Annotated in this window: 11 protein-coding genes; 9 read left to right on the forward strand and 2 right to left on the reverse strand. The window is 69.1% G+C overall.

Annotation, left to right across the window (positions count from 1 at the left end):
* Nucleotides 1–15 precede the first annotated feature (15 nt).
* Together betA and betB are read right to left on the reverse strand one after the other, a co-directional pair.
* A complete protein-coding gene (gene betA / locus ABNQ39_RS06335) occupies nucleotides 16–1,791 on the reverse strand; it encodes a choline dehydrogenase (RefSeq protein ID WP_428846397.1) in 1,776 nt (591 codons plus the stop codon).
* Between the two features lie 45 nt (nucleotides 1,792–1,836).
* Entirely contained in the window at nucleotides 1,837–3,306 is a 1,470-nt protein-coding gene (gene betB, locus ABNQ39_RS06340) for a betaine-aldehyde dehydrogenase (protein WP_376959536.1), read from the reverse strand.
* A 280-nt stretch (nucleotides 3,307–3,586) separates the two neighbouring features.
* Between betB and ABNQ39_RS06345 the strand changes: the two genes are divergently transcribed.
* The 9 genes from ABNQ39_RS06345 to ABNQ39_RS06385 all read left to right on the forward strand — a co-directional run bounded on the left by ABNQ39_RS06345 (nucleotide 3,587) and on the right by ABNQ39_RS06385 (nucleotide 12,380).
* Entirely contained in the window at nucleotides 3,587–5,482 is a 1,896-nt protein-coding gene (locus tag ABNQ39_RS06345) for an ABC-F family ATP-binding cassette domain-containing protein (RefSeq protein ID WP_376959537.1), read from the forward strand.
* A complete protein-coding gene (locus ABNQ39_RS06350) occupies nucleotides 5,479–6,213 on the forward strand; it encodes an exopolysaccharide biosynthesis protein (RefSeq protein ID WP_376959538.1) in 735 nt (244 codons plus the stop codon). Before ABNQ39_RS06345 ends, ABNQ39_RS06350 begins: the two co-directional genes overlap by 4 nt.
* 52 nt (nucleotides 6,214–6,265) lie before the next feature.
* Complete coding sequence (locus ABNQ39_RS06355; protein WP_376959539.1) at nucleotides 6,266–6,853, forward strand: class I SAM-dependent methyltransferase; 588 nt, start codon at nucleotides 6,266–6,268, stop codon at nucleotides 6,851–6,853.
* A 43-nt stretch (nucleotides 6,854–6,896) separates the two neighbouring features.
* Nucleotides 6,897–7,289: a VOC family protein gene (locus ABNQ39_RS06360; RefSeq protein WP_376959540.1), complete on the forward strand. Its 393-nt coding sequence runs from the start codon at nucleotides 6,897–6,899 to the stop codon at nucleotides 7,287–7,289.
* A 70-nt stretch (nucleotides 7,290–7,359) separates the two neighbouring features.
* Nucleotides 7,360–8,166, forward strand: coding sequence for a YdcF family protein (locus ABNQ39_RS06365; protein ID WP_376959541.1), 807 nt, complete (start codon nucleotides 7,360–7,362; stop codon nucleotides 8,164–8,166).
* A 154-nt stretch (nucleotides 8,167–8,320) separates the two neighbouring features.
* Nucleotides 8,321–9,304 carry a septal ring lytic transglycosylase RlpA family protein gene (locus ABNQ39_RS06370; RefSeq protein ID WP_376959542.1) on the forward strand — a complete coding sequence of 328 codons (984 nt, stop codon included), beginning with the start codon at nucleotides 8,321–8,323 and terminating at the stop codon, nucleotides 9,302–9,304.
* An 87-nt stretch (nucleotides 9,305–9,391) separates the two neighbouring features.
* Nucleotides 9,392–10,582 carry a D-alanyl-D-alanine carboxypeptidase family protein gene (locus tag ABNQ39_RS06375; RefSeq protein WP_376959543.1) on the forward strand — a complete coding sequence of 397 codons (1,191 nt, stop codon included), beginning with the start codon at nucleotides 9,392–9,394 and terminating at the stop codon, nucleotides 10,580–10,582.
* Between the two features lie 11 nt (nucleotides 10,583–10,593).
* Nucleotides 10,594–11,265 (forward strand): dTMP kinase, encoded by a 672-nt coding sequence (gene tmk, locus ABNQ39_RS06380; RefSeq protein ID WP_376959764.1) that lies wholly within the window; start codon nucleotides 10,594–10,596, stop codon nucleotides 11,263–11,265.
* Complete coding sequence (locus ABNQ39_RS06385) at nucleotides 11,262–12,380, forward strand: DNA polymerase III subunit delta' (RefSeq protein WP_376959544.1); 1,119 nt, start codon at nucleotides 11,262–11,264, stop codon at nucleotides 12,378–12,380. The genes tmk and ABNQ39_RS06385 overlap by 4 nt, the downstream gene beginning before the upstream one ends.
* Nucleotides 12,381–12,409: the final 29 nt, after the last annotated feature.

Genomic DNA, 12,409 nt, shown 5'->3' on the forward strand with positions numbered 1-12,409 from the left:
GTAGGCACGCGTGTTTCAGGCCCGCCGCCGCTGGTCCTTCACCGGCTCCTTCTGTCGGATGGCGGCCTCGGCGACGTAATAGGGCACTTCGGCGCGCGGCAGCGGCGGACGGCCGCGCACCGCATCGGCCAGCTTCTCCGCCATCATGATGGTGGGCGCGTTCAGGTTGCCGGTGATGATCCGCGGCATGATTGAGGCGTCGATGACGCGCAAGGACTCCAGCCCATGCACCCGGCCCTGGCCGTCCACCACCGCGCCGTCGTCGGTCCCCATCCGGCAGGTGCCGCAGGGGTGGTAGGCGGTCTCGGCGTGATGGCGGACGAAGGCGTCGAGGTCGGCGTCGGTGACGCACTCGGCGCCGGGGCTGATCTCCTCGCCGCGATAGGGCGCCAGGGCGCGCTGGCGCATGATGTCGCGGGTGATGCGGATACCGGCGCGGAACTCCCGCCAGTCCTGCGGATCGGCCATGTAGTTGAACAGGATGCTGGGCGCCTGCCCCGGATCGCGAGAGCGGGCATGAACGCGCCCCTTGCTGGGCGAGCGCATCGACCCGACATGGGCCTGGAAGCCGTGCGCCTCCACCGCGTTGGTGCCGTTGTAGCTGATGGCGACAGGCAGGAAGTGATACTGGATGTTGGGCCAGGGCACATCGTCGCCGGTGCGGATGAAGCCGCCGGCCTCGAACTGGTTGCTGGCGCCGATGCCGGTGCCCAGAAACAGCCATTCGGCGCCGATGGCCGGCTGGTTCCACCATTTCAGCGCCGGATAGAGCGAGACCGGCTGGCGGCAGTGATACTGGATGTACATCTCCAGATGGTCCTGGAGATCGCCGCCAACGCCCGGCAGGTCGATCACCGTCTCCATCCCCAGCTCGCGCAGCAGCGCCGACGGCCCCACCCCCGACCGTTGCAGGATCGCCGGCGAGGCGATGGCACCGGCGCACAGCAGCACCTCCCGCCTCGCCCGCGCCGTCACCGGCGTGCCGTTGCGCAGATAGGCGACACCGACGGCGCGGCGCCCGTCGAACAGGATGCGATCGGTCAGCGCGTGGGTGACGATGGTCAGCCCCGGCCGCTCCCGCGCCCGGTCGAGATAGCCGCGGGCCGTGCTGCACCGCCGCCCCTGCGCCGTCACCGTGCGGTCCATTGGGCCGAAGCCCTCCTGGCGGTAGCCGTTCAGGTCGTCGGTACGGCCATAGCCGGCCTGCGCCCCGGCCTCCACCATCGCCTCGTACAGCGGGTTGACGCCCGGCTTGGCGGTGGTGACGAACAGCGGGCCGTCGCCGCCATGGTAGGCGTCGGGGCCGATGTCGCGCGTCTCCGCCTTGCGGAAATAGGGCAGGCAGTCGAGATAGCTCCAGTCCTCCAGACCCGGAAGCCCGGCCCAGCCGTCATAGTCCAGCGCGTTGCCGCGGATGTAGCACATGCCGTTGATCAGCGACGAGCCGCCCAGCCCCTTGCCGCGCCCGCACTCCATCCGGCGGTTGTCCATGTGCGGTTCGGGTTCGGTCTCATAGGCCCAGTTGTAGCGGCGGCCTTGCAGCGGGAAGGCCAGCGCCGCCGGCATCTGGGTGCGGTAGTCCAGCCGGTGGTCGGGTCCGCCGGCCTCCAGCAGCAGAACGCTGACGCCGGCATCCTCGGTCAGGCGGCAGGCCAGCACGTTGCCCGCCGACCCGGCGCCGACGACGATGTAGTCATACTCGCGCACCGCAGGGGCGAAGGAGGATGTGGCGGCGGGCATAGCGGCGCCGTTCTCCGGCGCAGCGGCCCCGGAGGTCGGTTGGTTCGACATCGAACACCCCTTCTTTAAAAAAGCGGCCTTCTCTGAAAAGCGGGCTCAGAACACCGACGAGTAGGCTCCCAACTCGACCTGGACCGATTTGAGGCGGGTGTAATGGTCGAGCGTCTCGACGCCGTTCTCGCGGCCGACGCCCGACTGCTTGTAGCCGCCGACCGGCATCTCCGGCGGCGATTCGCCCCAGGCGTTGATCCAGCAGATCCCGGCCTCCAGCCGGTGGATCACCCGGTGGGCGCGGGCCAGATCGCTGGTGACCAGCCCGGCGGCGAGGCCGTAGCTGGTGGCGTTGGCGCGCGTGACGACCTCCTCCTCCTCGTCGAAGGTCAGGATCGACAGGACCGGACCGAAAATCTCCTCGCGCACGATGGTCATGCCGTCGTGGCAGTCGGTGAAGACGGTCGGCGCCACATAGGCGCCGCGGGCGAAAGCGGCGCCTTCCGGAACCCCGCCGCCGGCCAGCAGCCGCGCCCCCTCCGCCTTGCCGGCCTCGATGTAGCGCAGCACCTTGTCGCGGTGGGGGAAGCTGGCGAGCGGGCCGAAATTGGTGTCGGGATCGAGCGGATCGCCCATGCGGATGCGGCGCACCCGGACCATCAGCCGCTCTTCGAACGCTGCCGCAATGTTGCGCTGGACGAAGACGCGGGTGCCGTTGGTGCAGACCTGACCGGAGCTGTAGAAGTTCGCCATCATGGCGATGTCGGCGGCGCGGTCGATGTCGGCATCGGCGAAGACGATCAGCGGCGACTTGCCGCCCAACTCCATCGTCACCTCCTTCAGCGTCGATCCGCCGGCTGCGGCCATCACCCGCTTGCCGGTCTCCACACCGCCGGTGAAGGACAGCTTCTCGATGCCGGGATGGGCCGCCAGCAGGGCACCGACCCGGCCGTCGCCCTGGACGACATTGAACACGCCGTCGGGCAGCCCGGCCTCGCTGTAGATCGCCGCCAGATGCAGCGCGGTCAGCGGCGTCACCTCGCTCGGCTTGAAGATTATGGCGTTGCCGGCCGCCAGCGCCGGGGCCGACTTCCACAGCGCGATCTGGATCGGGTAGTTCCAGGCGCCGATCCCGGCCACAACACCAAGAGGCTCGCGCCGGGTGTAGACGAAGGAGCTTGGACGCAGCGGGATCTGCCGCCCTTCCAGCGCCGGGGCGAGGCCGGCGTAATATTCCAGCACGTCGGCACCGGTGACGATGTCGACCGCGCGGGTCTCGCTCAGCGGCTTGCCGGTGTCGAGCGTTTCGATTTCCGCCAGCGCGTCGTTGCGCTCGCGCAGCAGGGATACCGCCCGGCGCAGCACCCGCGCCCGCTCCATCGCCGTCATCGCGCCCCACACCGCCTGTCCGGATCGGGCGCTGTCCACCGCGCGGTCGATCTCCGCGGACGTCGCCTGCGCGACCTCGGCCAGCGTTTCCCCGGTCGCCGGATCGACGGTGGCGAAACGTTCCGCCCCCTCGTCCTCGACGGGGCGACCATGGATGTAATGGGCCAGACGTCCGAACCGCGTCATGTCGCGTCTCCCTGATCCGAGGTCCAGAGGATGGCAGTGAATCGCAGCAATTCGATTGCCGGAGTCAGCGTGGTTTTTATTGATTGAACGTTCAATTAAAAAAGAACGGGTGGCGATTCCGTTCCTTGAATTGGTCGTGTTCGAACAAACCCGATGGACGGTCCCGAACCGAAGCAGGGCGGAACGGGCCGCCCTGCGCGGGACAACGCCGTGCCATTCGCGCGCCATCAGCCCTGCCCCGCTTCAAATCGGCGGCCCCGCGTGCTACATCCTCCGCGCTATGCTGCACATCAATGACCTGACCTTCCGCTTCGGCGGCCGAGTGTTGTTCGACCATGCGACGGCGGTGGTGCCCAAGGGGCATCGCGTGGCGCTGGTCGGGCGCAACGGCACCGGGAAATCGACCCTGCTGAAGCTGATCTCGGGCCAGCTGCAAACGGATGCCGGCGCCATCACCCTGCCGGCCGGCATGCGGATGGGCATGGTGGCGCAGGAGGCCCCCAGCGGCCCGACCACGCTGATCGACGCCGTGCTGGCCGCCGACACCGAACGCACCGCCCTGCTGGCTGAGGCCGAGACGGTAACCGACCCGATGCGCATCGGCGAGGTCCACGCAAGGCTCGCCGACATCGAGGCACATTCCGCCCCGTCACGCGCGGCGCAGGTGCTGTCCGGCCTGGGCTTCGACGCCGAGGCGCAGCAACGCCCCTGCTCCGACTTCTCCGGCGGCTGGCGGATGCGCGTGGCGCTGGCCGGCGTGCTGTTCTCCCGCCCCGACCTACTGCTGCTGGACGAGCCGACCAACCACCTCGACCTCGAAGCCACCATCTGGCTCGAGGGTTATCTGAAGAACTACCCGCACACCATCCTGCTGGTCAGCCACGACCGCGAGTTGTTGAACGCGGTGCCGACCACGACGATCCACATCGACCAGGGCAAGCTCGTCACCTACAGCGGCAATTACGACCAGTTCCTGACGCAGCGCCGCGCCAACCAGGAACGCATCGCCTCCATGGCCGCAAAGCAGGAGGCGCGGCGCAAGCACATGATGTCCTATGTCGACCGCTTCCGCTTCAAGGCCAGCAAGGCCCGTCAGGCGCAGAGCCGCCTGAAGCTGCTGGAGAAGATGGAGTCGATCACGCTGATGGAGGACGATCCCGAGGTCGTCTTCAACTTCCCCCCGCCCGACGAGCTGGCACCGCCGCTGATCGCGCTGGAAGGGGTCAGCATCGGCTATGGCGACAAGGTCATCCTGCGCCGGGTCAATTTGCGCATCGACATGGAGGACCGCATCGGCCTCTTGGGCGCCAACGGCAACGGCAAGTCGACGCTGGTCAAGCTGCTGGCCAACCGGCTGCAACCGATGGCCGGCGAGATGCGGCGCCCGTCCAAGCTGCGCATCGGCTATTTCGCCCAGCATCAGGCCGAGGAACTGGACCTGTCGCTGACGCCGATCCAGCAGACCCAGCGCATCATGCCGCTGGCGCTGGAGGAGAAGGTGCGCGCCCATCTCGGCCGCTTCGGTTTCCCCCAGGTGAAGGCGGAGACCAAGATCTCCAGCCTGTCCGGCGGCGAGAAGGCGCGGCTTCTGCTGGCGCTGATGAGCCGGGAAGTCCCGCACATCCTGATGCTGGACGAACCGACCAACCATCTGGACATCGACAGCCGCGAAGCCCTGATCGAGGCGATCAACGACTTCCCCGGCGCCGTCATCATCATCAGCCACGACCCCCATTTGATCGAGATGACGGTGGACCGGCTGCTGCTGGTCGCCGACGGCACGGTCCAGGCCTATGACGGCGATCTGGACGACTACCGCCGCTATCTGCTCGACCGCGCCAAGGCGGAGCGGGCCGTCGCCAAGGGCGGCACGGATCGCGACGCCGGCCCCAACAAGAAGGACCAGCGCCGCGCCGCCGCCGAGGCGCGCACCGCTCTCGCACCGCTGAAGCGCAAGGCCACCGACGCCGAGGCGCTGGTGACCAAGCTGAGCGAGGAGAAGCGCAAGATCGAGGCGAAGATGTCCGACCCGGCGCTCTACACCGGCCCCTCCGACAAGCTGACCAAGCTGCAGATCGAGCTGGGCACGGTGGAGAAGAAGTTGGCGAGTGCCGAGGAGACTTGGCTGGAGGCGCTCGAACTCTACGAGAGCGCAGCGGCGGAGGCCGGCGTTTGAACGCGCGCCGGCACATCGACGGCTCCGGCGCCAACGGTCAGGCGGAGATGGGCCAAGCGGAGATGGAAAGGGCGGACATGGAACATGACGGCACCATCGCCCTGCCCGCCGTCTGCGATGGAGAGGAGGAGGAGCGGACGTCCGACGTGCTGGCCCGCTTTCGCGCCAATCTGCCGGCGGGACGGGTTACGCTGGGCGACCTGATCCGGGCGCTGGGCGACCGCTCGCTCGGCACCATCCTGCTGGCGCTGGCACTGCCGACCATCGCCCCGGTGCCGCTTGGCGTGTCCTGCCTGTTCGACCTTCCCATCGTGCTCTACACCGCGCAGATGGCCTTCGGACGGCGCGGGGCCGGGCTGCCGGACTGGCTGCTGCGCCGTTCCATCGGCACCCGCCTGGCGGCGCGGACGCTCGACGCCGCCATGCCGCGGCTGGTGTGGATCGAGCGGATGCTGAAGCCGCGGCTGCACCGCCTCGCCCGCATCGACGAGGAGCGCTGGTTCGGGCTGCTGCTGTTCATCCTGACGCTGACCTGCATCGTGCCGCTGCCGCTGACCGGCTGGCTGCCGGGCTTCGCGCTGGTGCTGATCTCGCTGGGGCTGATCGAGCGCGACGGCGGCGCCATCGGCATCGGGCTGGGGCTGACCGCCGCAGCCCTGGTGTTTTTGACTCTGGTGGCGAGCAGCCTGTCATACGCAGGTCACCAACTTCTGGCAGCAACTCTGCATTAGGACGGCCCCCCGGACCGACGGGTGAGGGCCGGCCCGATCCAGGGAGGCCCACATGACCGAGACGGCATCCGCCCCGCTCTCCGAATCCTGGCTGTTCTTCCGCCGCTGGCTGGCCGATCCCTGGGCGATGGGGTCGGTCGCCCCCTCCTCCCAGGCGCTGCGCCGCCGCATCACCCGCGAGATCCGCCGCAAGCCGGACGAGGCGGTGGTGGAATTCGGTGGCGGCACCGGCCCGATCACCGCGGCGATGCTGGAGGCCGGCATCCCGGCCGACCGGCTCTACAGCTTCGAGATCGATCCGGACCTCGCCCGCCATCTGCGCGCCCGCTGCCCGGCCGTCACCGTCATCGCCGACGACTGCCGCAAGGCGCCGGAACTGCTGGGCGAGGCGCTGTGCGGCAAGGTCGGCACCGTGGTGATCGGCATTCCGATGATCACCTTCCCGCTGGAGTTCCAGCGCGAGGTGCTGGACGCCACCTTCCGCATCCTGCGGCCGGGCGGGCGTTTCCTGCTCTACAGCTTCATTCCGCATTCGCCGCTGAACCGCGAGGCTCTGGGGCTGACCGGAGAGCGGCTGGGCTTCACCCTGCAAAATCTGCCGCCGGCGTCGGTATGGGGATACCGCCGCGCTGGAGAGTGATAGGGTCACGCCGTCCGGCAACTCACAACCAGAGAGAGCTTCCATGAAGTTCGGCTACACGATCCTCTATGTTCCCAACGTCGCGGCGTCGCTGGCCTTCTTCGAGACGGCGTTCGGCCTGAGCCGGCGCTTCCTCGCCGAGACGGGCGATTATGGCGAGCTGGACACCGGTTCCACCACCCTGTCTTTCGCCAGCCAGGAGCTGGCGCTGTCGCACCACCCCGCCGGCTATGTGTTCGCCAGCGCCAGCGAGAAGCCGCTGGGCGTCGAGATCGCGCTGGTCACCGGCGACGTTGAGGCGGCGCACGCCACGGCGCTGGCCGCCGGCGCCACTGAACTGGCACCGCCGAAAGCCATGCCGTGGGGACAGATTGTGTCCTACATCCGCTGCCCCGACGGCACGCTGGTGGAGCTGTGCACGCCGGTCGGCGGCTGAGCACACCGGAGCCGGCGCGGTTGCCCCGCCCCGACCGCCGCGCTTATGGTCCGCCCTCCCGTCCACCATCATGAGCCTGCCGGCGATGTCCTTCATCCTGTCGAAGCTGCTGTGGGGCGTCTTCGCGCCCGGCAATGCCCTGGTGCTGGCCGTGGCGCTGGGCGCGCTGCTGCTGCGGACGCGGCGCTGGCAGCGCGCCGGACGGCGGCTGGTCACGCTGGCGGCGGTGCTGCTTCTGCTGGTGATGTACACCGGTCTCGGTGCGCTGGTCGCCCTGCCGCTGGAGAACCGTTTCCCGCGATTGGTGCCCGAGGGGCGGATCGACGGCATCATCATGCTGGGCGGTGCCCTCAACCCGCCGATCACCGCCGACCGCGGCGACCCGTCGCTGAACGATGCGGCCGAGCGGATCCTGGGCTTCGCCGACCTCGTCCGCCGCCATCCGGAGGCCAAGGCCGTCTTCACCGGCGGATCGGGCCGGCTGCTGGCGCCGGACCTGAAGGAGGACGTCACCGCCCGCGCCGCCCTGCTCCAGGCCGGCATCCCCGCCGACCGGGTGCTCTATGAGGCTGAGTCCCGCAACACCTGGGAAAATGCGGTGTTCAGCAAGGAGATGGTCAAGCCGGCGCCGGGCGAACGCTGGATCCTGGTCACCTCGGCCATGCACATGCCGCGCTCGGTCGGCATCTTCCGCGCCGTCGGGTGGGAGGTGACCCCCTACCCCGTCGACTACCGCACCAAGCATGACGCCACGCCCTGGCTGCGCTTCGAGTTCGGGCAGAATCTGGTGATCCTCGACGACGCGGTGCGCGAGTGGATCGGGCTGACCGCCTATTGGCTGATGGGCCGCACCGACAGCCTGTTCCCCGAACCCTGACGGTCCGGTCCGCTTGCGGCCCACATCCAGCTCATGGCCAGGCTGTGTCATCGTACCGCCGCCGCGTTCGAGCCATTGGCGCAGCGATGCCACTCCGCTAGAGTGCCGCCGCCTTGGCGGTCGGGCCGGGTCGGGGAAAGAAGGAAATTGGCGGATGCGTCGCTGGCGCGGGGTGAGCAGGGTCGTCGTGCTGGTCGGCGTGGCAGCGCTCGCCGCCTGCGCGCAGAAGCCCGCCGGCACCGGCACGGGCCTTCCGACCAGCGGCATCTACAAGGTGGGAAAGCCCTATCAGATCAACGGCGTCTGGTATTATCCCAAGGAAGATTTCAGCTACGACGAGACCGGCATCGCCTCGTGGTACGGCCCCGGCTTCCATGAGAAGAACACCGCCAACGGCGAGATCTACGACCAGAACGAGCTGACCGCCGCGCACAAGACGCTGCCGATGCCGAGCCTTGTGCGGGTCACCAACCTCGACAACGGCCGGTCCATCGTCGTTCGGGTCAACGACCGCGGCCCCTACGCCAACGGCCGCATCATCGACATGTCGCGGCGCGGCGCCCAGCTGCTCGGCTTCGACGGGCCCGGCACCGCCAAGGTGCGCGTGCAGATCCTGGCGGAGGAAAGCCGGGCCATCGCCGCCGCCGCGCGCCAGGGCACGCCCGCCCCGCTGCTGGCCGAGGTCGACGGCCCGCCGCCGAAGGCCGCTCCGCGCGGCCGGATCGAGGTGAGCGGTCCGTCCGGACCGGCGACGGCGCAGGCCGCTTCCCTGTCCCCCTCCGCCGGCACTCCCCGTGCGCCGGTGGTCGGCGCTCCCGTCCCGCCGCCGGCCACCGTCGCCGGCAGCATGGCGGAGGGCCGCTTCGTGCCGGCCCCGGTGGTGGCGCAGCTGCCGGTGAAGGCGCATGAGGCGATCTATGTGCAGGTCGGCGCCTTCGGCAGCGAGGAGAATGTGGCGAAGGCCCGCGCCCGCCTGTCGTCCATCGGCCAGCGCGCCAGCGTCAGCCAGACGCGAACCGCCGGCCTGACCCTGCACCGTGTCCGCGTCGGACCGCTGGACAGCGTCGACAGGGCGGATACCCTGTTGGCCCAGATCATCCAGGCCGGCCTTACGGAGGCCAAAATCGTGGTGGATTGATCCGGCCACCCGACATCACCCCCGGCCGCTCCTTATGAGCGCCAGCGACCCTATGCCTGTACCGAGTGCCCTTGGAGGATTGTTGCCATGAACGCTGTTGTCGTCCGCCTGTGTGCCGTTTTCGGCCGTTCCGTTGCTGTCGCGGCCGGAATTGCGATGGCCGGGGCCACGATTGGCGCCGGCTTCACTACGGTCTCGGCCCAGGCCGCGACCCTCGACACCATCGCCAAGCAGGCGATCCTGGTCGATCTGACCTCTGACACCGTGCTGTTCGAGAAGAACGCCGACGAGCGCATGGCGCCCTCGTCGATGAGCAAGATCATGACCGCCTACATGGTGTTCGAGGCGATCAAAGGCGGCCGCCTGACGCTGGAGAGCACCCTGCCGGTCAGCGAGCGGGCCTGGCGGATGCAGGGCTCCAAGATGTTCGTGGAGCTTCACAACAACATCAAGGTCGACGACCTGCTGAAGGGCATGATCGTCCAGTCCGGCAACGACGCCTGCATCGTGCTGGCCGAGGGGCTGGCCGGGTCGGAGCAGTCCTTCGCCGAGCAGGCGACCAAGCGCGCGAAGGAGTTGGGGCTGAAAAGCAGCAACTTCGCCAATGCCACCGGCTGGCCCGACCCCAACCACTATATGACCGCCCGCGATCTGGCGATCCTGGCCGAACGCCTGATCAAGGACTTCCCCGAATTCTACAAGTACGATTCGATCCGGGAGTTCAAGTATCACGGCATCACCCAGGGCAACCGCAACCCGCTGCTCTACCGCAACATGAATGTCGACGGACTGAAGACCGGACACACCGACGCCGGCGGTTATGGTCTGACCGCATCGGGCGAGCGTGAGGGGCGCCGGCTGCTGCTGGTGGTCAACGGCCTGCCCAACATGCAGGCGCGCGCCGACGAATCGGCCCGGCTGATCGAGTGGGGCTTCCGCGAATTCGCCTCCTACACACTCTACAAGGGCGGCGAGACCATCGAGCAGGTGCCGGTCTGGCTGGGCGAGCAGGACATGGTGCCGGTCGCCGTGCCACAGAACCTGAGCGTGACGATGGCCCGCGCCGACCGCCCCGGCATGAAGGTGTCGCTGGTCAGCAATGCCCCGGTCGCCGCCCCCATCAAGAAGGGCGATACGGTCGGCAAGCTGGTGATCTCCGCCCCCGGCTTCCCGGGCAAGGAGGTGCCGGTGGTGGCCGCCCAGGACGTGCCGAAGGCCGGCATGTTCGGCCGTGCCTTCGCCGCCGCCAAGTACCTCGTCTTCGGCAACAGCCTGTGACCGTAACGACGATGCCGACCGCCCCGGCTCCTTCCGCCAAGCGCGGCCGCTTCATCACGCTGGAAGGCGGCGAAGGGGCCGGCAAGTCGACCCAACTGCGCCGGCTGGCCGACAGCTTGCGGGACGCCCTGCGCGACCGCGGCGTCGAGCTTGTGACGACGCGCGAGCCGGGCGGGTCGCCCGGCGCGGAGGAGATCCGCGGCCTGCTGGTGACCGGCGAGACCGGCCGCTGGAGCGCGACCACCGAGGCCCTGCTGCACACCGCCGCCCGCCGCGACCATCTGGAGCGCATGGTGTGGCCGGCGCTGGATGTCGGAAGCTGGGTGCTGTGCGACCGCTTCTTCGACAGCACCATGGCCTATCAGGGCTATGGGCTGGGGCTGGGACGCGAGCTGATCGAGACCTTGCAGACGGCGGCGCTCGGCGGCTTCCGTCCCGACCTGACGCTGATCCTCGACATCGAGGTGGAAACCGGGCTGCGCCGGGCCGTGGCGCGCCACGGCGGCGAGGACCGCTATGAGCGGATGGACATCGGCTTCCACCAGCGGCTGCGCGACGGCTTCCTCGACATCGCCCGGCGGGAGCCGGAGCGCTGTGCGGTGGTCGATGCCGACGCCGGCCTCGATACCGTGCAGGCGCGCATCTGGGACACCGTCGCCACCCGCCTTGGGTTGGCGTCGTGAGCAAGGCGCGCACCCCGGCCCCGGCGGGCCCAGCCGCCGAAGAGGCACTCGCCCCGCGGCGCAACCCGGACCTCGTCGGGCATGACGAGGCGGAGCGGCTGCTGCTGGAGGCCTGGAACTCCGGCCGGCTGCCGCATGCCTGGCTGATCGGCGGCACGCCCGGCATCGGCAAGGCGACGCTGGCCTTCCGCTTCGCCCGGTTCGTCCTGGCCCAGGATCCGCCGGGCGACAGCCTGTTCGGCGGAAATGCTCCGGTCACCTCGTTGCACATAGGCCCCGACCATCCGGTGTTCCGCCGGGTGGCGTCGGGCGGCCATGCCGACATGCTGACCGTCGAACGCCAGCGCGACGAGAAGAAGGGCCGGCTGAAGCGCGACATCGCCGTCGACGACGTGCGCAAGATCGGCCCCTTCCTGCGCCGCACCTCGGCGGAAGGCGGCTGGCGCGTCGCGGTGATCGACGGCGCCGACCGCATGAATCTCAGCGGCCTGAACGCCATCCTGAAAATCCTGGAGGAGCCGCCGCCCGGCGCTCTGCTGCTGCTGGTCAGCGACAATCCCGGCGGCATGCTGCCGACCATCCGCTCGCGCTGCCGCAAGCTGACTTTGAAGCCGCTGGCCGAAGACACGGTGATCGAGCTGCTGGGCCAGCACCGGCCCGACATCGCCGCCGACGACCGCCCGGCGCTGGCCCGCCTGTCGGAGGGCAGCGTCGGCCGCGCCATCGACCTTGCCGACGCGGGTGGGCTGGCGCTCTACCGCGAGATGATCGGGCTGCTGTCCGACCTGCCGCGCATCGACATCGTCGCGGCGCACGCCTTCGGCGACAAGCTGACCCGCAAACAGGATGACGGGATGTTCGAGACGGCGACCGAACTGCTGGTCTGGTGGCTGGCCCGCTTCGCCCGCTCCCTCGCCCGCGGCTCCTGGCCGGCGGAGGTGGTGCCGGGCGAGGCCGCCCTGATGACCCGATTGGCCAACGCCCGCGGTCTTGAACGTTGGGTGGAGGTGTGGGAAAAGGTTCAGCGTCTTTTCGCGCGCGCGGAATCCGCAAACCTGGACCGCAAGCAGGTGGTCCTGAACGCCCTGTCGGCGCTGGAAACGGCAGCCGCCTAGGGTTAGTTCAGAACCTGCCGGTTGAACCT

The organism is Azospirillum sp. A26 (assembly GCF_042604635.1).
Classification (GTDB): Bacteria; Pseudomonadota; Alphaproteobacteria; order Azospirillales; family Azospirillaceae; genus Azospirillum; species Azospirillum palustre.